The organism is Flavobacterium sp. RSP49 (assembly GCF_003968735.1).
Lineage (GTDB): Bacteria > Bacteroidota > Bacteroidia > Flavobacteriales > Flavobacteriaceae > Flavobacterium.
Genome location: NZ_RYDN01000009.1, coordinates 28,664 through 50,748, shown reverse-complemented (window position 1 = coordinate 50,748; position 22,085 = coordinate 28,664). Strand labels below are relative to the sequence as shown.

At 34.9% G+C, this 22,085-nt stretch carries 26 protein-coding genes and 1 tRNA gene; 15 read left to right on the top strand and 12 right to left on the bottom strand.

Translation table 11 applies throughout. From position 1 onward, the window contains the following. Window positions 1-331 precede the first annotated feature (331 nt). From EKM02_RS06835 to EKM02_RS06825, 3 genes are all read left to right on the top strand, one after another. Window positions 332-1,264, top strand: a complete 933-nt coding sequence (locus EKM02_RS06835) for an alpha/beta hydrolase (protein WP_126453551.1) — start codon at window positions 332-334, stop codon at window positions 1,262-1,264. A 544-nt stretch (window positions 1,265-1,808) separates the two neighbouring features. Continuing rightward, window positions 1,809-2,174 carry a hypothetical protein gene (locus EKM02_RS06830; protein WP_126453549.1) on the top strand — a complete coding sequence of 122 codons (366 nt, stop codon included), beginning with the start codon at window positions 1,809-1,811 and terminating at the stop codon, window positions 2,172-2,174. 90 nt (window positions 2,175-2,264) lie between these two features. Then, window positions 2,265-2,819, top strand: a complete 555-nt coding sequence (locus EKM02_RS06825) for an REP-associated tyrosine transposase (protein ID WP_126453547.1) — start codon at window positions 2,265-2,267, stop codon at window positions 2,817-2,819. 322 nt (window positions 2,820-3,141) lie between these two features. On the opposite strand, the gene EKM02_RS06820 is transcribed toward EKM02_RS06825, so the two are convergent. The 6 genes from EKM02_RS06820 to EKM02_RS06795 all read right to left on the bottom strand — a co-directional run bounded on the left by EKM02_RS06820 (window position 3,142) and on the right by EKM02_RS06795 (window position 9,331). Further along, complete coding sequence (locus EKM02_RS06820) at window positions 3,142-4,107, bottom strand: sodium-dependent bicarbonate transport family permease (protein WP_126453545.1); 966 nt, start codon at window positions 4,105-4,107, stop codon at window positions 3,142-3,144. A 36-nt stretch (window positions 4,108-4,143) separates the two neighbouring features. Beyond that, window positions 4,144-5,496: a dihydroorotase gene (locus tag EKM02_RS06815; protein WP_126453543.1), complete on the bottom strand. Its 1,353-nt coding sequence runs from the start codon at window positions 5,494-5,496 to the stop codon at window positions 4,144-4,146. Between the two features lie 3 nt (window positions 5,497-5,499). Continuing rightward, window positions 5,500-6,459, bottom strand: a complete 960-nt coding sequence (locus EKM02_RS06810) for an L-threonylcarbamoyladenylate synthase (RefSeq protein WP_126453541.1) — start codon at window positions 6,457-6,459, stop codon at window positions 5,500-5,502. Between the two features lie 3 nt (window positions 6,460-6,462). After that, window positions 6,463-7,299, bottom strand: a complete 837-nt coding sequence (locus tag EKM02_RS06805) for a DUF6671 family protein (protein WP_126453539.1) — start codon at window positions 7,297-7,299, stop codon at window positions 6,463-6,465. Beyond that, window positions 7,292-7,594, bottom strand: a complete 303-nt coding sequence (locus tag EKM02_RS06800) for a hypothetical protein (RefSeq protein WP_126453537.1) — start codon at window positions 7,592-7,594, stop codon at window positions 7,292-7,294. The genes EKM02_RS06805 and EKM02_RS06800 overlap by 8 nt, the downstream gene beginning before the upstream one ends. Window positions 7,595-7,894: 300 nt before the next feature. Further along, the gene (locus tag EKM02_RS06795; protein ID WP_126453535.1) at window positions 7,895-9,331 is read right to left on the bottom strand and encodes an NADP-dependent isocitrate dehydrogenase; all 1,437 of its coding nucleotides are present in this window, start codon (window positions 9,329-9,331) and stop codon (window positions 7,895-7,897) included. A gap of 89 nt (window positions 9,332-9,420) precedes the next feature. Between EKM02_RS06795 and EKM02_RS06790 the strand changes: the two genes are divergently transcribed. From EKM02_RS06790 to EKM02_RS06740, 11 genes are all read left to right on the top strand, one after another. Beyond that, the gene (locus EKM02_RS06790; RefSeq protein WP_126453533.1) at window positions 9,421-10,341 is read left to right on the top strand and encodes a LysR family transcriptional regulator; all 921 of its coding nucleotides are present in this window, start codon (window positions 9,421-9,423) and stop codon (window positions 10,339-10,341) included. A gap of 99 nt (window positions 10,342-10,440) precedes the next feature. Continuing rightward, window positions 10,441-10,587: a DUF2721 domain-containing protein gene (locus EKM02_RS06785; RefSeq protein ID WP_126453531.1), complete on the top strand. Its 147-nt coding sequence runs from the start codon at window positions 10,441-10,443 to the stop codon at window positions 10,585-10,587. Between the two features lie 109 nt (window positions 10,588-10,696). Then, window positions 10,697-11,593 (top strand): DMT family transporter, encoded by an 897-nt coding sequence (locus tag EKM02_RS06780; protein ID WP_126453529.1) that lies wholly within the window; start codon window positions 10,697-10,699, stop codon window positions 11,591-11,593. A 68-nt stretch (window positions 11,594-11,661) separates the two neighbouring features. Then, window positions 11,662-12,015: a DoxX family membrane protein gene (locus tag EKM02_RS06775; protein ID WP_126453527.1), complete on the top strand. Its 354-nt coding sequence runs from the start codon at window positions 11,662-11,664 to the stop codon at window positions 12,013-12,015. A 4-nt stretch (window positions 12,016-12,019) separates the two neighbouring features. Next, window positions 12,020-12,628, top strand: coding sequence for an alpha-ketoglutarate-dependent dioxygenase AlkB family protein (locus EKM02_RS06770; RefSeq protein ID WP_126453525.1), 609 nt, complete (start codon window positions 12,020-12,022; stop codon window positions 12,626-12,628). A gap of 45 nt (window positions 12,629-12,673) precedes the next feature. Continuing rightward, window positions 12,674-13,501: a sterol desaturase family protein gene (locus EKM02_RS06765; RefSeq protein WP_126453523.1), complete on the top strand. Its 828-nt coding sequence runs from the start codon at window positions 12,674-12,676 to the stop codon at window positions 13,499-13,501. Between the two features lie 118 nt (window positions 13,502-13,619). Then, window positions 13,620-13,898, top strand: coding sequence for a DUF2805 domain-containing protein (locus EKM02_RS06760; RefSeq protein WP_126453521.1), 279 nt, complete (start codon window positions 13,620-13,622; stop codon window positions 13,896-13,898). A 62-nt stretch (window positions 13,899-13,960) separates the two neighbouring features. Continuing rightward, entirely contained in the window at window positions 13,961-14,305 is a 345-nt protein-coding gene (locus EKM02_RS06755; protein ID WP_126453519.1) for a hypothetical protein, read from the top strand. A 1-nt stretch (window position 14,306) separates the two neighbouring features. Further along, window positions 14,307-15,254 (top strand): alpha/beta hydrolase, encoded by a 948-nt coding sequence (locus EKM02_RS06750; protein WP_126453517.1) that lies wholly within the window; start codon window positions 14,307-14,309, stop codon window positions 15,252-15,254. A gap of 54 nt (window positions 15,255-15,308) precedes the next feature. Then, a complete protein-coding gene (locus EKM02_RS06745; protein ID WP_126453515.1) occupies window positions 15,309-17,177 on the top strand; it encodes a peptidase M61 in 1,869 nt (622 codons plus the stop codon). A 213-nt stretch (window positions 17,178-17,390) separates the two neighbouring features. Next, a complete protein-coding gene (locus EKM02_RS06740; protein ID WP_126453513.1) occupies window positions 17,391-18,101 on the top strand; it encodes a DUF4369 domain-containing protein in 711 nt (236 codons plus the stop codon). A gap of 97 nt (window positions 18,102-18,198) precedes the next feature. Here the strand turns inward: EKM02_RS06740 and EKM02_RS06735 are convergent. The 6 genes from EKM02_RS06735 to idi form a co-directional block, all read right to left on the bottom strand. After that, window positions 18,199-18,272: transfer RNA gene (locus EKM02_RS06735), tRNA-Thr, on the bottom strand. Between the two features lie 78 nt (window positions 18,273-18,350). After that, window positions 18,351-18,617: a hypothetical protein gene (locus tag EKM02_RS06730; RefSeq protein WP_126453511.1), complete on the bottom strand. Its 267-nt coding sequence runs from the start codon at window positions 18,615-18,617 to the stop codon at window positions 18,351-18,353. 68 nt (window positions 18,618-18,685) lie between these two features. After that, a complete protein-coding gene (locus EKM02_RS06725; RefSeq protein ID WP_126453509.1) occupies window positions 18,686-19,648 on the bottom strand; it encodes a type I phosphomannose isomerase catalytic subunit in 963 nt (320 codons plus the stop codon). Between the two features lie 148 nt (window positions 19,649-19,796). Beyond that, the gene (locus EKM02_RS06720; protein ID WP_126453507.1) at window positions 19,797-20,252 is read right to left on the bottom strand and encodes a peroxiredoxin; all 456 of its coding nucleotides are present in this window, start codon (window positions 20,250-20,252) and stop codon (window positions 19,797-19,799) included. Then, window positions 20,252-20,662 (bottom strand): 6-pyruvoyl trahydropterin synthase family protein, encoded by a 411-nt coding sequence (locus EKM02_RS06715; protein WP_126453505.1) that lies wholly within the window; start codon window positions 20,660-20,662, stop codon window positions 20,252-20,254. The genes EKM02_RS06720 and EKM02_RS06715 overlap by 1 nt, the downstream gene beginning before the upstream one ends. A gap of 12 nt (window positions 20,663-20,674) precedes the next feature. Continuing rightward, entirely contained in the window at window positions 20,675-21,235 is a 561-nt protein-coding gene (idi, locus tag EKM02_RS06710; protein ID WP_126453503.1) for an isopentenyl-diphosphate Delta-isomerase, read from the bottom strand. A gap of 288 nt (window positions 21,236-21,523) precedes the next feature. On the opposite strand from idi, the gene msrB reads away from it, so the two are divergent. Continuing rightward, on the top strand, window positions 21,524-22,084 hold the full coding sequence (msrB, locus tag EKM02_RS06705; RefSeq protein ID WP_126453501.1) for a peptide-methionine (R)-S-oxide reductase MsrB: 561 nt from the start codon (window positions 21,524-21,526) through the stop codon (window positions 22,082-22,084). Window position 22,085 lies beyond the last annotated feature (1 nt).

Sequence of the window (22,085 nt, the reverse complement as noted above, 5' to 3'; positions counted from 1 at the left end):
CATAAGAACGCCTCGTCCTGCTGTCCATTACAATCCACGCAGATTGCTTCGTCCCTCGCAAAGGCGCGGGATTTTCATTGCCATCAGGGCGATTTAGGATGTTTTTATTTTCAAAATAATGTTTCTCAAAACCGCTCAAACCAGTTCTTTCGTTAAATAATCCTTTTAACTATTTGTAAAGAATTATTTATATATTTGAATTATATCAAAGCATGACGTTTGTCATAAATATCTACCCAGAAAGGGCGGGTTTGTATGATTTGGTCATACATATAAACGAGTTACCTGCAAGCACAGAACTACATGCCGTAAACAAAGAACTGACACGATTATGAAATTTATATTAACAGTAATGACTTTTTCTCTACTTTCATTTGGTTGTATTGGACAGAAAGTAAATAATCTAAAAATTGAAAAGGCTTACCTTGACAATGCTGACACAACAAAAAACCATTATACTATAATTTATCCACCCAATTTACCATGGAAAGGATATATGTTTTTAATCCCAGGACTTGGACAAACAGCCGAAAATGTTTTACAACAAACTGAACTGCCGAAAAAATTAGCTTTGAATGGAATTTTGACAATTATACCAACTTTTCAGGATGGAGAATTATCTTTTGGCGTGGATAGTTTAAGTCAACAATCTTTTAATAGAATTTTAATAGACGTGACTTCTAAACATAAACTTATTGACCAAAGATTTTATGTTGGTGGATTTTCAATTGGTGGAAGTTGTGCGATTAAATATGCAGAAAACCCAACTATAAAACCAACCGCAATTTTTGCGATTGATCCACCACTTGATTTTGAACGAGTTTATAATTCAAGTAAAAGAGAGATACGATTATCCGTAAACAAAAGTCCAGATGAAGAGAGAGTTTATACGATTGAGAAACTAGAAAAAGAAATGGGAGGTTCACCAAAAACTGCATTAAAAAATTATTATAGAATATCACCTTATTCATTTAACGACACAACTCAAACAGCTATTAAAAATATAATAAAACTTCCTTTGAGAATTTACTCTGAACCTGATATTAATTGGTGGTTGAAAGAAAATTCAGAGGATTTCACAGGGATGAATGTTACGGAATGTTCGGCAATGATTAATGAATTGAATAGACTCGGAAATACTAAAGCAGAATTGATAATTACGCAAAATAAAGGGTATAGAAAACCTGACAATAGTAAGCATCCGCATTCTTGGAGCATTGTGGACAATAATGAATTAATCGAATGGTTGTTAAAACAGAAATAAAGCCAGCAGGTAACAGCTACACCTATGTAAAGCCCCAGCTAGAGCGAGCGTCTCGCTCGTGAACATTCTCAAGAGTAAATAAATATAAATTACAATAGGCTCCTACAGGAATTAACCATATTATACTAAAAACAAATAAATTATGTCAAGAATTGTAATGGTAGTAGGTTTAGTAATCGTTTTTATAGGTTGGATTTTATACCGACTAATAATTAAAAAAGACTTAAATAAAAATTTAAATAATGTATACCTTGGACTATTTTTTATTATAATATGGGCAGTGTTTTATTTTTTTATTGTTGAATATTTTTAAAAATCGTGTACAAATGGCTATGCAACCTCAGAAGCCCGATAGCGCGGATATCCTTTTTTTCAGACAACGATCACGCGGATTTGTAACTCGTGCACACATAGTAAAGCGACAAAAGAAATCCGCAATTTAAAAATTTCAATAAGAATCGTAAAACATATTTGATTGACCATTGGAATATCCACGGATTGCAAATCCGCACTAACGGGGGAATGAAAATAAAACGATATTAAAATGAGAAAAATAATTTTATTTCTATTTATTGCAACATTTATCGCTTGTAACTCTTTTTTTGAGTTAAGCTTTGATGAAGTTTTAACTTCTAAAATAAATTTACAATATTTAAAACAAAAAAAGCCAATTGATTTAACTAAAATAACTGATTTTGAATGGGATAATTACATTATTATTGGTCCTTATTCTGTTCCAGAAGAAGTTGGAAAAGAATATAATATAGATTTGTCAAATATATCTGAATATGTTACTGCAGATGATTCCAAATCTCTTTTAGTTTTTATTAAGAATAAAAAATCAATTAAAATTTGTCAAATAAAAGGTCAAGTAGAAATTAGAGAAAACAAACTATTAAAAATTGAATAAAACCCGATCGCGCCGATATACCACAATCGTTAGCGCAGTTTTGCAAACTGTGCCCACAATAGTGAGCAAACAATACAAATAACACAAAAAATGTCTACAAAGTATAAAGCCACAACGACCGAAGATGCTTATTTTATTACGATAACTACAATGGGTTGGGTAGATATTTTTACACGATTAAATCAAAAACAAATTATTATACAAGCGTTACACTATTGTCAAGATCAAAAGGGCTTAGAAATTTATGGATATTGTACTATGCACAGCCATATTCATCTGCTTTGCAAAGCAACAAACGGTTTTATATTATCCGTTGTGATGCGTGATTTTAAAAAATATACATTTAAAAAAATTATTCAGACTATTATTGAAGAACCGGAAAGCAGGAGAGAATGGATGTTGGATTATTTTAAAAAAGCTTGTCAGCATTTAAAACAAGAACAACAATACAAAGTTTGGCAAAACGGCTATCATGCAGAACATATTTACAGCAATAAATTTATAAAACAAAAAATGGAATACATACACAACAATCCTGTAAACGAAAAAATTGTAACGATGCCGGAAGATTATTATTTTAGTTCTGCAAGAAATTATGCTGCATTAGAAAATGAATTAGAGGTAGTTTTATTAGATTTATTTTAGTTGCCAATTGTAGTGGGCACAGTTTGCAAAACTGCGCTAACGATTATCGGTAAATAAACGATCTGACAAAGAAAATTCGCAATTTAAAAATTTCAAAAAAAAGGATCGTAAAACATATTTGATTGATCACTGGAATCAGGTATTGCGTCTCCGATTTAACGAAAGTTTCGATATGGTTAGATAAAATTTCACCTTAAACTCTGGGAAGAAAATTGAAACCTGCAGGCGCAAACTTACAGGTTTTTTTGTTTAAAAATCATCTATGGTTTGCAGTCTTTTTTAAGACTCAAAATTAAGTGGTACTATTGGATAAAACATCTCATCAAATGTGGCACAACACAATTGAAAAATAAATAGGCATCCCAAAAGTAATGTTAAAAGGAAACGTTACTGCCAAAGCCATCGGTAAAAATATTCCGGGGTTCGCCTTTGGAACTGCAATTTTCATAGCTGCCGGAACTGCTATATAAGAAGCGCTCGCCGCCAAGACTGCAAAAATAAAACGATTCCCAATATCTTCGGTAACGAATTGACTTAAAAAAGCAACAATACACCCGTTGATCAATGGGAAAACAATTGCAAAAAAGACGCTAAACCAGCCACTTTTGAAAAAATCATTTAATTTTCGTCCGCTAACAATTCCCATATCCAATAAAAATAAAGCCAAGAACCCTTTGAAAATATCAGTAGTAAATGGCTTAATTCCTAAAGCCTGTTGCTCACTGGCTAAAAACCCAATAACCAAACTTCCAAGAATTAAGAGTACGCTTCCGTTAGTAAAAGAGTGCTTAACAATTGTACTCATTTTAGTTTTCTGAACTTTTTCCTTACTAAATAATCGGATTAAAATCACTCCAATAATGATTGCAGGAGCTTCCATCAGCGCCATTACAGCAACCATGTGGCCGCTGAAAGTATAGTTTTGAATTTCTAAAAAAGAGATGGCTGTTACAAAGGTTACTGCACTCACGGACCCATAAGCCGCAGCAATAGCACCCGAATTCTCGATGCTAAACTTTTTCTTTAAAATAAAAAAGGTATAGAATGGAATTAATACTGCAATCAATACCCCAAAAACGATTGACCAAAGTATGTCTACAGTAAAGTGACTGTGAGCTAATTCCTGTCCGCCTTTAAAACCAATTGAAAAAAGAAGGTACAGCGATATGAATTTAGAGGTATTCTCCGGAATTTCTAAATCACTTTTTACGTAAACTGCTATAATTCCCAACACAAAAAACAACAAGGCCGGATTCGTTAAATTATCCAATAATAAACTAAGATTCATATTTTAATTATTTTAAAATTATTTTACACATTTTGATTATCTTATCTTTTCAAATCGCAATCTTTTTCCTTTTATATCTGTCTTTACAAGTCCTTTTTCATACACCAAATTTCCATTTACAAAAGTTGAATTGATGCTACTTGTAAAAACCTGCCCTAAAAAAGGAGACCACTTGCATTTATATAAAAGAGAATCTGTAGTTACTTCCTGTTTTTTATTTAAATCGACTAAAACTAAATCGGCAAAATAGCCCTCCCTTATATAGCCTCGTTCTTTTATTCTGTAAATTTCGGCTACGTTATGGCTCATTTTTTCCACTACTTTCTCCAAAGGAATTTCGCCACCATGAAATAATTCTAACATTGCTAAAAGAGCATGTTGCACTAATGGTCCGCCTGAAAGTGCCTGAAAATAATTTCCTGCTTTTTCGGCAATAGTATGGGGAGCATGATCCGTTGCAATAATATCTATTGAGTTATTGAGCAAATACTGCAGTAAACCTTTTCTATCTTGCTCTGTTTTTATGGAGGGATTCCATTTGATCTTGGAGCCCAATCTATCATAATCGGCGTCTGAAAACCAAAGATGATGGATACAAGCCTCGGCGGTGATTCGTTTATCTCGAATGGGTATTGTATTATCAAATAATTTGGCTTCCGCCAAAGTTGAGATATGAAATAAATGTAAGCGAGTGTGGTATTTTTCAGCAATAGAAAGTACTCTTTTGGTAGCTTTTAGGCAAACTTCCTCATCCCGAATAAAGGAATGATAAAAAAAAGGAATTTCAGTTCCGTAAAGTCGTTTATAATCCTTCGTATTCTTTTTTATCAGTGAATCATCTTCGCTGTGCAAAGCTACCAAGGTGTCGGTTCTTGAAAAAAGTTGCTCCAAAAATTCTGGATAATTGGCTAAAATCCCCTCATCATTATTAAAATAAAGACCATCATCCGTGATCCCACATACATTTTCAGTATTTGTTTTTAAAGCTTCTTCCAAGTTATTTTTTGAAATACCCATAAAAAACGAATAATTAGCAATTGATTTCTCGGCCGCCATCGTGTATTTTTCTTCTAATAACTCTTGAGTCAGCGTATTGGGAATAGTATTTGGCATATCCATAAAGGAGGTGATGCCGCCAGCGACAGAGGCAACTGACTCTGAAAAAATAGTGCCTTTATGAGTTAATCCGGGATCTCTGAAATGAACTTGATCGTCAATTACTCCCGGAAGCAGATAAAGTCGTGTTGCGTCAATTTCGATGATTTTTTTAGCTGGATTTACGACAATCGATGGAGCTATCTTTTCAATTCTTTCACCTGATATCAACACATCTAAATTAAGTATTTGTCCTTCATTGACCACTTTTGCATTTCTTATGATGGTATCCATATTTTATTTTTTAGTGGCTCTTTCTAATCGATCATTTATCGTTTTGCCTAAACCCACATCTGGAAAACGTTCTGCTATAATCAAGTCAAGTGTACACTCATCTAATCGATGCAAAGCAGCATACAATTGCGATGCGGCTTCTGCTAAATTGCCTGTAGGTGATAAAATTTCCTGTTGTACAATTTTTGGATCATCAATTCCTTTTTGGAATACTAAAACTCCAATTTTTTGATCCGGAAACATTTTTAGCTTCTCCGTCACATCAGCTGTCAAAAAAGTCGTCGTCGAAGGAGCATAGTGCTTAGAAAACATGCCTGGTGCCGCTGGAGCAATATCATCATGGGTAATCATTTTTACCGGCCCAACAATTGCTTCAATATCCTCTACAGCCAAAGAACCCAAGCGATATAAAATAGGCTCCCCATTTTCAAATCCGATGATCGTTGACTCTATTCCCCTTTGACAAGCTCCACCATCCAAAACCATTGGTAACACCTCTTCAAAATAGTCGGCAACATGTATTGCTGTAGTAGGACTAAGAGAGCCAAACGGATTAGCACTTGGAGCCGCTAGCGGATAGGCTAACTGATTCAGCAGGGCTAAGGCTACTGGGTGATTTGGAACTCTGATCGCTACGGTATCTTTACCACCGGTAACCAAATCCGGAATGGAAATTTGCTTTTTTAAAACCAAAGTTAAAGGTCCCGGCCAGAAAGCTTTTGCTAACAAGTTCGCTTTTTCAGGAATGTCTCTCGCTATTTCAGAAAGGACAGTTGCCGATTTGATATGAACAATTAACGGATTAAAAAACGGACGTTTTTTAATCAAAAATATACGCTCTACCGCCTTTGAACTGTAAATATTGGCGGCTAAACCATAAACCGTTTCAGTAGGAATTCCTATGATTTGCTCCTGATTTAAAAGCGCAACAGCTTTTGGAATCGAACTACTGATTATACTCATATCTTATGGATTACAGGAATCGCAGAATCCTGGTTCTTCGGTTATTTTTTGATGGGGATACATTTTTTCAGAACTAAAAAAGCACTTTTTACAACTGTAAATAAAACTCAAGGTAGATCGTGTGGGCGCTGAACACCATGAACAAGGCAAGCCCTGTTTCGCATCTATCACACAAAAACCCGGTGCTTTACAGCTTGGACATTCCGTTTTTATAGTTTCCAATAATTTTTGCGCCGCTACTTTTATCACACCCATACGAGTGGGGTTGTACAGCGCACGCATATCAGTTTCAGCATAAACACTCCCATATTTGTTCACAAGGTGTTGAAAAGTATCTTCCAATTCACTTTTTGTGGTAATCCCTTTAACTAGTGTTGTTAGATCATCAGGCTTGCTTCGCAAAATTATGGCATGGGCAGGAAATTGAATCTTATTTGCAAAATCCAAAAGCATTTCTTTACTAGAAATATTTTCTCCATGAAAATTAGTTTTCAAACTGAGTTCTCTGGCAATGATTTCTAAGTCGTTTTTTTTATCGATAAAAATTAAAAACTCATCATCGGACTGAGCAAAAAAGATGGAAGGATGTGAACCAAAAGAGCCTTCGCTGGCAATAGCCAAATCGCAGTCAAATTCTTCCATTGCCGCCAAACATTTAGCTCTGACGGTTTCAACTGCCGTGTTTTTCCGCTCCACTTCACCTGAAAAAGTGCCGAAAATATCCGAATCATAACTTTCAGGAACAAAACAGTGAACACCTAATCCTTTTTCAAAAATTGGAGCAATCACTTTTTCTTTGTGATGCTTGGTGGCAATGAGTAATTGTCTACCCTCAAACATTCAATTCAGTTTTTACTTTAGGACACAGTACAATTTGAATTACACTGTCAATTTTCAGTTCCAAATCCTTTGACGACGCTTCTTTGATGAGTTCCTTGATGTATTCAGAGGCGTCTAAAAGAGTCTTAACCCTTATTTTTGAATGCGGATTCTCTTCATCAAAACGGATCTGATTACTAAATATTTCCAAATTATGGTAATTTATCTTACTATTTATCAAAGAAAACAGTACTTTTCCTGCTTCTGATGGTGCAAACTGACCTTCAACTAACTTAAACTGATATTCTTTTTCCATAATACTTTATAATGAAATTTTATTTTTTTGTAATGTGTAGATCGTGAAAAATATTCCCAAACCTAGAAACAGTGTGAAAAATAAGTTATTAGGTGCTACGATTGTCAATAGTATTCCACCAATCAACCAAACTATTCCAAAGACCAAACTAATTTTTTTATTTTTATTTTTCATAGGGACTAATTTTTTTACTACTTACTGGAGCGTGTTAGGAATGACTCACCTTATTAAATTCTTTAAAGGAAACAGCACATTTAGCGAAAGAGTACCAATTAAATAAAGGAGAAGTTAACGCATTTCTTACTGTCCTTGACCCAATGAAAAAGCCATTTTCCCGTCAAATTTATATAAATTTTCAGTTTTGATGCTATCGATATTATGGTCGATGCATTGCTGCAATAATCCAATGATCTCCTCTTTGTTAACTAGTACTCCATCCTCAGCTTTGAAACGGCATCTCCAGTGATCCGTACAAAAGGTTTGTTTAAATCCTTCGGGCCAAACTTTGATTCCTCTATTGGAAATCATATTCAGTTTTAGATTTTCAGTCCCTATATTTTTTAGAATTTCGGCTAGCGAATTAGGATCGGTTCCATTCCAATGCACAAATACATCGTGACCTACCAATTCTTTTTTTGCAGCTGGTCTTCTCTTATATTTCGGGAGATCTAAGGCTTGAACATTTTTATAATCTACAGCAGGAAGCTGTTTTGGTTTTTGCCCTAAATTTAGGATTACTGCGTCGGCAAATTCTGAAGTCCCTACTTTTGCAGTGCTTACGCCTTCTTTGAATATATCATAGGTATGTATTCCGTCTTCAAGCGTTTTCAGCCATGCATTTTGTACTTTACTAGCCACTTCGTTTTGCCCAATATGATTCAGCATCATTACTGCTCCTTGTAATAATCCCGACGGATTCGCAACATTTTGTCCGGCTCTTCTGGGTGCAGATCCGTGAATTGCTTCAAACATTGCACATTCTTCTCCAATATTTGCTGAGCCTGCCAGCCCCACAGAACCGGCAATTTGTGCAGCGATATCAGAAATCACGTCACCGTATAAATTTAAGGTTACAATAACATCAAAATTCTCTGGTGTATCGCTCATTTTTGCAGCACCAATATCTATAATCCAGTGCTCGTTTTCAATTTCAGGATACTCTCTCGCTAACTCATCAAACACTTCATGGAATAATCCGTCCGTCTGCTTCATGATGTTGTCTTTTGTGAAACAAGTTACCTTCTTTCTTCCATACTGTTTGGCATATTCAAAAGCATAGCGGACAATTTTTTCACAGCCGGGACGACTGATGATTTTCAAACACTGCACAACTTCATCCGTTTGCTGATGTTCTATTCCCGCATATAAATCTTCTTCATTTTCACGAACAATGACAATATCCATTTTTGGATGTTTTGTTTCCACGAAAGGGTGCAAACTCATACATGGTCTAACATTAGAATATAATCCTAAGAATTTTCTAGTGGTGACATTCAAGCTTTTATAACCACCACCTTGCGGAGTAGTAATTGGAGCTTTGAGAAATATTCTATTGTTTATTATAGAATCCCAAGATGACTTTTCAATTCCGGAAGTATTGCCTTTTAAATACACTTTTTCACCTACTTCAATTTCATCGAATTCGATTTGTGCGCCCGCTGCCTTAATAATTTTCAAAGTAGCATCCATTATTTCAGGTCCTATTCCGTCTCCTTTTGCTATTGTTATTCTTTGCATATCTTTTTGTTTATTTTTTTTTACAAAAGTAAAACCGGCTATCCATATATTTTTATTTATATTTGTAATACAAAACATAAAAATTATTTATGAATTATACACTACACCAGCTGCATGTCTTTTTAAAAATTACCCAAAATAAAAGCATCACTAAAGCCGCAATGGAACTGCACCTTACACAACCCGCAGTATCCATTCAATTAAAAAATTTTCAAGATCAATTTGATGTACCGTTAACAGAAGTAATCGGAAGAAAGCTGTTTGTTACTGATTTTGGCAAAGAAATCGCCATGGCTGCAGAAAAAATTCTAAATGAAGTGCATGCAATCAATTATAAAACAATGGCATTCAAGGGACAACTGACAGGACGATTAAAAATTTCTGTCGTATCAACCGGGAAATATGTAATTCCCTATTTTTTATCTGATTTTTTGAAACAAAATCAAGGTGTCGAATTGATTCTGGATGTGACCAATAAAACTAAAGTGTTGAAAAACTTAGAAAGAAATGAAGTAGATTTTTCTCTGGTTTCCGTGTTACCAGAAACCCTGCAAATCGAGAAAGTGGAGCTTATGCCTAATTCCCTTTTCCTTGTTGCTAATAGTGATCAAAAAATGGGAAAAGGAATTCAGGAAAAAAAAATCATAGAAACCTTACCCATCATCTATCGCGAGCAAGGATCAGGAACAAGATATGTGATGGAAAAATTTATAGAACAGAATCAATTAACAGTTTCAAAAAAAATGGTGCTGACCGGAAATGAAGCGGTAAAACAAGCCGTACTGGCTGGACTTGGATGCTCGATCATGCCTTTAATTGGTATAAAAAACGAGCTTAATAATGGAGACCTACAAATTATTCCGGTAAAAGGCTTGCCTATTCAATCCAACTGGAATTTAATTTGGTTAAAAGGCAAAAAGTTTTCACCTGTAGCCGATGCCTATTTAAAATTTATTCAAAAAGAAAAAACTAGAATCATCGAACAAACCTTTAACTGGATTACACTTTAAAAATTTAAGTCAGTAAAGGAAAACTCCTCTTATTCATTGCAATACTAAAATGCATCAAAAGATTAGCAATATTTGCCTTTACAATGATTCTATTAAATTATGATTTTACAAATAGAAACTCCAGCATTACTTTTTAGCGCAACTTCGTTGATTTTATTGGCGTATCCCAACCGGTTTTTGGCTAATGGTACAATCATAAGAGGATTAAAAAAAACCTTCCACGAAAAGCAAAATGATGTAATTTAATTGGAAATCAAAAACCTGAATTTATGGTTGACTCTGATATTATCTACCAATTTACACCTTATAACTAGGAACAAAACCCTATCTTTGCCCGCTTTTTAAAATTAAAAAAATGATAAAAAATAGTGTCTTAAAAGGAGTTTTCTTAGTTGGTCTCGGCGCAACGAGTTACGGAATGCTGGCTACCTTTGTAAAGATAGCCTACGGTCAAGGCTACACTACACCAGAAGTTACCGTTGCCCAATTTGTATATGGAATCATGGGAATGCTGCTGATCAATATGTTTCAAAAAGCTAAGAAAGGAAAAACTGTTATAAAAGCATCCCAAAAAAACATCACTCAGCTGATGCTTGCCGGAACTTCTTTAGGATTTACGAGTATCTTTTATTATTTGGCAGTAAAATACATTCCTGTTTCTATTGCGATTGTTTTATTGATGCAAACCGTCTGGATGGGTGTATTATTCGAAATGATTTTAGAAAAAAAAATTCCTTCTACTCAAAAAATAGTTTCCGTATTTATTGTCTTAACCGGAACTATCCTTGCTACCAATGTCTTCGAGAATAGTATCGTTTTAGACTGGCGCGGTATTGCTTTAGGGCTTTTAGCAGCAGCTTCTTTTACTACAACAATGTTTACCGCTAATCGTGTGGCAACTCATATTTCCTCGGCACAACGCAGTTTATTCATGTTGTTGGGAGGTGCTGTCATCGTGACCTTTTTTGCAATTTCGACACAAAACACTCCTTTTAACTTTGAAATTTTTATAAAATGGGGAATCATTTTAGCCCTTTTCGGAACCATAATTCCACCTTTATTATTGAATGCCGGTTTCCCGCTGACTGGAATCGGACTGGGAAGTATTGTTTCGGCACTGGAACTTCCCGTATCGGTACTTATGGCATATCTATTATTGAATGAGCAGGTAAACCTGATCCAATGGCTTGGCATTATTTTAATTATTTTAGCAATTATCATAATGAATGTAAACCTGAAGCGAACCTCCTAATTGCAGTTTCAATCCATTTGTATTGATTTTAATAAAAATTTTATAAATTCGTACTAAATAACTTTACTATGAATTTACCTTGGCATTTATATGTAATGGCTTTCGTCTACTTTATCGCAGGATTAAACCATTTCAGGAATCCCAGACTGTACTTAAAAATCATTCCTTCGTACTTTCCAAATCCAAAATTATTAAATTACATCAGTGGTTTAGCAGAAATATTTCTGGGAATTTCGCTTTGTATTCCGTTACTCTCCAACTACGCCGCTTGGGGGGTGATCACTTTGTTGATTGCTATTTTCCCAACACATTTGTATATGTATTTTGATGAAAAAGCAAGAATGGGTCTGCCAAAATGGGCCTTACTATTGCGAATGCCACTACAATTATTTTTAATTTACTGGGCGTACCAATATACTTAATCTCGTGAAATCACTTTTCGAATCCACATCAGAACCCGTATTTATTGACTTGCCAGATGCGGAGATCATCTACTATCCTCAATTTTTTGACCAAGAACAAGCCGATATTATTTTTGCCGAATTAATGCAAGATATTCCTTGGCAACAAGACGATATTCGTGTATACGGGAAAATTCATCCGCAGCCTCGTTTGACGGCTTTATTTGGAAACGAAGGAAAACCTTACTCGTATTCGAATATAACGATGCAGCCACATCCTTGGAATTTGCTTTTGCAAAAGCTAAAATCTCAAGTCGAAAAAAGTGCTGATACTACTTTTACAACCGTCTTACTAAACCAATATCGCGACGGAAAAGACAGCAACGGCTGGCATGCTGACAACGAAAAAGAATTAGGAATCAATCCCATAATTGCATCATTGAGTTTTGGAGCCCAACGAACCTTTCAACTCAAACATAATTTAGATAAAGACCTAAAAAAAAGCATCCTATTGGAACATGGAAGTTTGTTGCTGATGAAAGGAACGACACAACATTTCTGGAAACACCAGATTCCAAAAACCACAAAACCTATTGGCCCCAGAATAAATGGCACTTTCCGGGTAATAAAATAATTACTTTCATAAAAAATTATTAAATTTGGAATAAATATCTGAATTATGAATGATATCATTACTTATTTTTCTACCATTCCATCGTCACACCGAAGTTTAATTCTTGTGGGCGGAATCACTTTTTTCTGGCTGATCGAAAATGCTTTTCCGCTTTTTAACTTCACCTATAAAAGATGGCATCACGCCGGCATCAATATTTTTATGACCTTCACGACTATTGCTGTCAATTTTTGCCTGGCTTTTATTTTATTAAAAGCGGCTGACTGGACAATTGCTATAAATTTTGGAATTTTACAATGGCTTCCTGAAATGCCGCTATGGCTTTACGCCCTTATTGGATTGCTTTTATTGGATTTAATAGGCGCTTATCTGGTGCATCTAGTCGAACATAAAACCAAGTTCCTGTGGCGTTTTCATTTGATTCATCATACAGACACCTGGATTGACACCACAACCGCCAATAGACACCATCCGGGAGAAAGTGTGATCCGATTTACATTTACCGCTTTTGGTGTTTTAATCATTGGAAGCCCCATGTGGATGGTTTTTCTATACCAAACCTTATCTGTTGTAGCCACGCAATTCAATCATGCTAACATTTCACTTCCTAAAAAAATAGATACTATTATGAGCTATTTTATAGTATCGCCAGACATGCACAAAGTACACCACCATCATGTTTTGCCTTATACGGATAGTAATTATGGCAATATATTTTCAATCTGGGATCGGCTATTTGGCACGTTTATGACACTTCCAAAAGAAGAAATTATTTACGGAATTGATACCCATCCCAATCCTGAGGAACACAATGCATTAAAGAATTTATTGAAAATACCGTTTCAAAAACAGCCAGTAAAGAAAAAAAATTAAAAAAATTAAAAAAAATCATCTTTTGAGAAAAAGTAATTATAATTTTCCTTAATATTGAATGAAATTAAAAAATTTAATTTAATAATCATTAACACCTATTTGAATTAATTTTCACGTGATGAAAAAGAGTAACCGCAAAGAATTGAACTGGGAGCAAACAGAAAAACTTGTTACAATGGCTTTAGAAGAAAAAAATCCTTTTGAAATCATTAAAAAAGAATTTGGTCTGGCCGAAAAAGAGATCCTGGAGATAATGAAGAAGAAGTTGCCGGCAGAAAAATTTGAAATGTGGAAAAAGAAAGCTACCGCAAATAAACCAAAACCAAAACCCATAAAAGTGGATGATTTTGACGAAGACTTAGACGGTAAATATTACATAAAAAACAAACTAGATTAAAATAAAACTCCTGATATTCGGGAGTTTTTGTTTTTAAAATAGCAGTCTCAACTCATACATTTATGGTTTCAGTAACATCAAACGAAAACGAATTTATTTTTGACATTCTTGGAAGTCATAAATTCCGGGCTTTTGAAAATAAGATTCGTGTACCGAAAGATAAAATAATCCGAGCGTATCAAAGCAACGATGAATTTACATTTTGGATCGGCTGGAAAATGCCAGGCACCCAATTACCATGGGTCATAACTGCTGGCACTTATATCAAAAAAGGAAAACGCAACTTTTGGGACGTTTGCAATAAAAAAAATGCAATTATTGTTGAACTCAAAGATTCCTATTACAATAAACTAATTATTGAAGTCGAAAATCCGGAAGAAACAATAAACGAATTAAATGCGAAATAAAATGAAAAAATCACTACTTGTACTCCTGTCCTTGTGTTCAATACTCTGCCATTCACAAACAGAAACAGCAATTCAATCTTTTAATAAGGATGAAGTTACTATAAATCCATTGTTAAATGGGTCGTTGTACTCTCCTTTAAAACAAAACAAAAAGACGAATCTTGTCATCCTTATTGCAGGTTCAGGCCCTACAGACAGGGACGGCAATCAAAAAGGACTCCCCAATAATTCCCTGAAATATTTATCCGAAGAATTAACTAAAAATGATATTGCCGTCTTTAGCTATGATAAAAGAATCCTTGCTCAAATGAAGAATGGAACGGTAAATGAAGCTACCCTTACTTTTGATGATTTCATCACTGACGCAACCACCGTTTTGCTATTTTTTAAAAATCAAAAAAAGTACAACAAAATAATAATTGCAGGACACAGCGAAGGTTCCTTAATAGGAATGATTGCTGCCAATGGCAAAGCGGATGCTTTTATTTCATTGGCTGGAGCCGGAAGAACGATTGATGCCGTTCTGGTGGAACAAATAGCAAAGCAAGCCCCTTACCTCAAAGAGGAAGTTCAGAAAAACCTGAACATTCTTAAAAATGGGGAAACTTTCGAGTTAAGAAACCCCATGTTAGCCGCCCTTTTTAGAGCAAGCATTCAGCCGTACATGATTTCATGGATAAAATACAATCCGCAAAGTGAAATTGTAAAGTTAAAAATACCTGTACTACTGCTCAACGGAACTGCTGATTTACAGGTGTCAGTTGCTGAAGCAGAACTGTTAAAAAAAGCCAAACCGGAAGCAGACCTAGTTCTGATCGAGAAAATGAATCATATTTTCAAAGAGATAAATGGAGATGATTCTGTAAATATGAAATCCTATTCTAATCCGGACTTACCCATTGCTCCAAAAGTGGTGACAGCAATAACTGGCTTTATAAAATCGTTATAAGGGGTAACAATTCCCACTTGTAAAAGACCTATACAATAAACAAAAACAATACAAATGAAAAAAATATTTTTTGCAATAGCATTTGCTACTCTTCTTTGGAGCTGTAAAACTGTTGGCACTTCAGCAAATGTTTCAAAATCAATAACCGAAGTAGTACACGTAGCAATCAACTTAAATGACGTTAAAGAGGACAAAGTAATGGTTACGATTACCGCACCAAAAATTAGCACTGATGAAGTCACTTACAGTATTCCTAAAATTGTCCCTGGCACCTACTCTATTGATGATTATGGAAAATACATTGAAGATCTAAAAGCTTTTGACAGTAAGGGCAATATACTTCCGGTTAACAAAACGGATGACAACACCTGGAATATCAAGAATGCCAAAACTGTCACTAAAATAACCTATTGGGTTAACGACACATTTGATACTGAAAAGGGAAGCGGCTTTGGCAAGAATGATGTTTTCTCTCCTGCCGGAACAAATATAGACGCAGGAGTCAATTTCATGCTAAACATGCATGGCTTTGTGGGCTATTTTCAAGACAAAAAAGACCTTGCTTATACGGTAAATATAGCCCATCCGGAAACACTTTGGGGAGCAACTTCCATGACAGATCAAGACGCAAGTACTACAAATGATGTATTTACAACAGCTCGTTATGCTCAATTAGTTGAAAATCCAATTATGTATGCTAAACCGGACTACACTACTTTTACTGTAGACGGTATGGAAATATTGATCAGTGTTTTTTCGCCTACCGGAAAAGTAACTGCTGAAAGTATTACTCCACAGATGAAAACCATGATGACTGCTCAAAAAACATTTTTAGGAAAAATAAACGCTACCAAAAAATATACCGTCTTGTTGTATTTATCAAGCATGAAAGATACTGATGCAAAGGGATTTGGAGCCTTAGAACACCCTACAGCCACTACAGTGGTTTTACCGGAAATGATGCCAAAAGAAGAATTGGTACAATCAATGAAAGATGTAGTTTCGCATGAATTTTTTCATATCGTAACTCCTTTAACCATTCATTCTAAAGAAATTCACTATTTTGATTACAACACGCCTAAAATGTCAGAACATTTATGGCTGTACGAAGGGGTGACGGAATATTTTGCCAATCTTTTTCAGATTAATCAAGGATTAATTACAGAAGAGGAATTTTATACGCGTATGTCTGAAAAAATTGCACATGCAAATGCAATGAATGACACGATGCCTTTCACAACGATGAGCGCAAATGTGTTGACTGAACCTTACAAAGCCCAATACTTGAACGTATATGAAAAAGGAGCTCTTATTGGAATGTGTCTGGATATCATTATCAGAGAAAAAAGCAACGGAGAAAGAGGAATTCTCGATTTAATGCAAAAGTTATCAAATGAATATGGCGCTTCAAAACCGTTTAATGACAAGGAAATTTTCGCAAAAATAACTTCATTTACCTATCCTGAAGTGGGGACTTTTTTAACCACGTATGTTTCAGGACCAACACCCATACCTTATGAAACGTACTTAGCTAAAGTAGGCATCACTAAAGTTATGTCAAAAGTACCCGGTAATGTGTTCTTAAAAGGACAATCTCCGTACATTACCGTGAACCAACAAACAAAGGAAATTATCGTGATTCCAACTATAGAGCTAAACGATTTCTATACCAATTTAGAACTAAAAGGAGGCGACATCATCGTCTCCATAAATGAAAAACCTTATTCATTAGACAATATTTATGAAATGATTTCCGAAAGTCAAAACTGGAAAGAGAATGATACAATCACTGTTAAGATAAAACGAGACGGAAAAGAACAAATAATCAAAGGAAAAGTAAAACTTCCTTACGAAGAAAAAGAAGGTCTTAAAGCCACTGATGCATCCAAAACCACTTTAAAAGAAGCCTGGTTAAAAGCTTAAATTCATAATTTAATGAGGAACATCTCAATTTAGAAATAAATTGGGATTTTTTTTGATAAATTTGAATGTGTTAGCAAAATCATTCCAACAATTTTCTTTATTTTGCGCCAAAATCTAAACACTAATCAAATCGCCAAGATTCTATCCCGAGATATCAGGATAAATCATAAAAAATGACGATGCCATGTCCTAAAAAACAAATTTTAACTTCACATGAAAAAAACTATTCTAGCATTTATCACTTTAATCCTTTTATCGTCCTGTAATAAGGAGGAACCTGGGGGGAATGTACACATTACCGGAAATATTAAAGGATTAAAAAAAGGAACTTTATACATCCAAAGAGTCGTTGATACGATGCTGGTTGCAATTGACACGATTCATATTGATGGAAGCGCCGTTTTTGAAAGTCACTTAGATCTAAAATCACCTGAAATGCTGTACTTGTTTCTAGACAGAGGCGTCAGTAATTCCATGGACAACAACCTGCCTTTCTTTGCTGAGCCGGGAAAAATAACTATTGAAACCAGTTTAGATCGCTACTTATCTGATGCTACAATTACAGGTTCTAAAAACAATGAAATATTTGAAGAATTTAAAAAAATAAATAGCCGCTTCACCGATGAAAGTCTTACTTTAATAGAAAAAAAATTCAATGCAGTAAAAAGTCAAAACATAAAAACCATTGATAGCATAGGAGCAAAACAAGATTCTAACTTGAAAAGAAAATACTTATTTGCCACAAATTTCGCTCTAAACAACAGAGACTACGAAGTGGCGCCTTATATAGCCTTATCCCAGATTTACGACATCAACATAAAATACTTAGATACGATTCAAAAATCAATGTCTCCCAAAGTGGCAAAATCTCTTTATGGAAAGCAATTAACAGAGTATGTAGCAACAATCAAAAAACAGCAATAATCATACAAATTAAGAGAAGTACTTAAAACAGGAATCAATTGTCATGTTCTATAAAACAAAAAACCATCCCGCTTAAGACGGGATGGTTTTGTCAAAGAGCCGGCGGAGGGACTCGAACCCACGACCTGCTGATTACAAATCAGCTGCTCTAGCCAACTGAGCTACGCTGGCGACTCATTACGGATGCAAATATAAGTCTGAATTTCTGTTTTCCAAAACAAATTCAAACTTTTTTTGCTTTTTTTTTGACTACAATTCGTTGATTTTAGCAATCAATTGATTAGCAGTTTGTTCCAATTCAACATTAATTTGTTTGAAGTGTGCTTTTTTATTTTCTACTTTTTTAACATTTACTTTTGTGATTAAAGTGTCAAAAGCAGCAATCGCTTCGTCAATTAAAGCATTTGTTTCTGTCGTTGGTTTTCCTGTTGTAGAAATTTCGAACAAGTAAACTGCTTCAATAATATCTCCTAAAACGTAGTTGATGTCTTTTTTTAAATTCTTAATGTTTGCCATTTTTATTTTTTTAAAATTTGAATTTTAATTTGCGTCTGCAAAAGTACACATAATCTTTCTATTACCGACTATGAAATGTAAATTTCTAAAATTGAAGCTTTTCCATTGATAATGAATGCATGCATGGCAGCAGGAATCAAAACAGTGTCTCCCTTTTTATATTCTAGTTTTGAATTGTCAAATTCTATTTCAAATGCTCCTTCGACACACATATATACGGTAAAGCTTTCTCCAGATTTAGAAACTGCAATAGCTCCATCTAGGAGGATAATGTTAGTGGTAAAGTAAGGGCAATCAACCACTGGATTAGACTCATTGCTATTCTTAGAGTATTCTTTTTTGGTTTCAACTGTATTGTAATTGATCGCTTCCAATGCCAAATCCACATGCAATTCTCTGGTATCCCCATTCGTGTCTACTCGGTCAAAATCATACAATCGATACGTAATATCCGAAGTTTGTTGAATCTCGGCCACCATTAACCCAGCGCCAATAGCGTGAACAGTACCGGTTTCTAGGAAGAAAACATCTCCTGCTTGTACTTTTATATCGTCCAGAACAGAGAGCAGGGTTTTATTTTTTAGGTTTTCTAAATAGGCTTCGGGATTCGACTTTTCTTTGAAACCTACAATAATTCGGGCGTCATCATCTGCTTGCATGACATACCACATCTCTGTTTTACCAAAAGAATTGTGGCGTTTTTTTGCTAAGGCATCATTAGGATGTACTTGAATAGACAAATCTTGACGGGCATCTAAATATTTAAAAAGCAACGGAAATTGCTTTCCAAAGCGATTATAAACTGCTGTTCCTAGGATTTCCTCAGGAAACTCATTAATAATATCTGTCAATGCACTGCCTCTCCAATCTCCGTGAGCCACAACACTAACGTCTCCTACTACAGTTGATAACTCCCAACTTTCGCCAATATGCGTTGAGGCAATGGGTTTGTTAAGTATTGTTTTTAATTTTTCACCACCCCAGATTCTTTCTTTCAAAATGGGTTTAAACTGTAAGGGATAAAATGTCATGTAACTATTTTTTTTGAATCCCAAATGTAAACAAATCAATATTGTTTTACACAAAAATAGGTTTCCATTTACAGGAGTCCGTTAAACTACCGAAAAAAGTATAAATTAATTCCAATCAGAAAAGTAACAAATCACATTTTGTAATTGATTATACTAATTTTTTAATAGCAGCAAGTGCTTTAGGAATATGTTTCGTTGCTAGAACACTGTCAAAAATCATTTGTATTACTCCCTTTTTATCCGTTACGTAAGTTACTCGTCCCGGAAGCAACCCGAACATACCAGAGGGAACCCCAAAAAGTTTTCTTATTTTTTTATCAGTATCGGACAAGAGAATAAAAGGCAGTTTGAATTGTTTGCTGAATTTTTGATGTGAGGCAACGCTATCGCTGCTAATCCCTATCACTTCTGCACCCAAATCCTTAAAATCTTCGTATTGATCCCTAAAACTACAGGCTTGCGCAGTACATCCAGGCGAATTATCTTTAGGATAAAAATAAATTACAAGTGGTTTTCTGCCTACTACGTTTGCACTGTCAAAATCAGTTCCATTGGTGTCTTTCGCCATGAAATGGGGAATAGTATCTCCTACTTTTAGCTCCATTATTCTCCTTTATAAGTTACAAAATTCCGAGGTGTTTCGTATAAAACCACTTCTAATTCAAACTCTGCCTTGATTCTTTTTCTAATTTTATTCCAAATGACTACTACAATATTTTCAGCTGTTGGATTCAAATCCTGAAACTCCGGTACATCCAAGTTCAAATTTTTATGATCAAACTGATGCTCAACATCCTCTTTAATGATATCACTTAGAAATTTTACATCCATTACATAACCTGTTTCCGGATCAATTTCCCCAGTCACACTTACTATCAGTTCATAGTTATGCCCGTGGAAATTTGGATTGTTGCACTTGCCAAAAACGGCATCATTTTGTTCAAAAGTCCAATCTTTCCTGTGCAATCTGTGAGCCGCATTGAAATGGGCTTTTCGTGAAATAGTCACTTTCATAAAACGTATAAATTAAGGGTTATCTGTGCTCGAGTTCAGAGACAAAGGGCTTTTATGTTCTTCCAGAAAATAATAAAACTCGTCAAAAATTATTTTGAACCAAACGGTATACAAGGCCGGCTGCAATTCCATATCCATTTTTACATCCTCAATTTTCATCCATTTCCAGTCTTCCACTTCCTCCGGATTGATGACCGGTGCGTCGTTATAATAGCCAATCATCACATGATCGAGTTCATGCTCCGTCAAGCCATTATCAAACGGTGCTTTGTAAATAAAATGAAAAAGTTCTTTAAGTTCTGTTTTAAAACCCATCTCCTCAAATAACCGTCGGTTTCCCGCCTGAATATTTGTTTCTCCATCGCGTTGATGACTGCAACATGTATTAGTCCACAATAACGGGGAATGGTATTTTTGACCTGCCCGCTGCTGCAGCATAATTTCATTCGTACTGTTTAGAACAAAAACTGAAAAGGCACGATGCAGAACTGCTTTTTCATGCGCTTCAAGCTTAGGCATCAGCCCTAACTGCTCATCATTTTCATTAACTAAGATTACATTTTCTTCTAACATGTGTCTTTATAATTAGGTCAAAAATACAAAAAAAGAACGGGTATCTGTGCCGTTTTTGAATTTGTGAAAAGTTTAACGAGTGTTGAATACCCTAATATTCTAATTTTATATTTTAAGTATTAATCTTCTAATTTACACTTTAGTCTGGGTAATATCCGCAAAACTAAAAGGCTATTTTTTTCGTAAATACAGAGGAATCAAAAATATAAATAAAAAAAATTCAATTACAAAGTAACCGACATTTTAAAACAAAAGCCGCTTTACATTTGTAATGTAAATAAAAAAAAGATGAAAACAAAAAACAAATTCTTAAGTGTATTATTTTTAATCTCTTTATTCACCTTCACTGTTTCTGCGCAAACAACAAAGAAACAAGATCCTATAAAAAAAACTGTCCCAATGAAAAACACAATTGAAAAACCTGGAAACCCATATTACTCTAACACGAATACTGCAAAACTCGAAATAAGTGATGCCGAATGGAAAAAAGTTTTACCCAAAGATGTCTATGAAGTAACTCGTAATGCGGATACGGAAAGACCTTTCACAGGAAAATTCTGGAATACAGATGACAAGGGCACCTATTATTGTGCCGCCTGTGGCAACAAATTATTTCGTTCCGGCGCCAAATTTTCCAGCACTTGCGGCTGGCCAAGCTTTTTCGAACAAGACAATAAAAACAGTGTGGTTTATAAAACCGATAATTCACTAGGAATGGAAAGAACTGAAGCGCTCTGCGGAAGATGTGATGGTCATTTAGGTCATCTTTTTGATGACGGGCCGGAACCAACCAAAAAAAGATACTGCATGAATTCAATCGCACTTGACTTTATACCTGATACCAAATAAC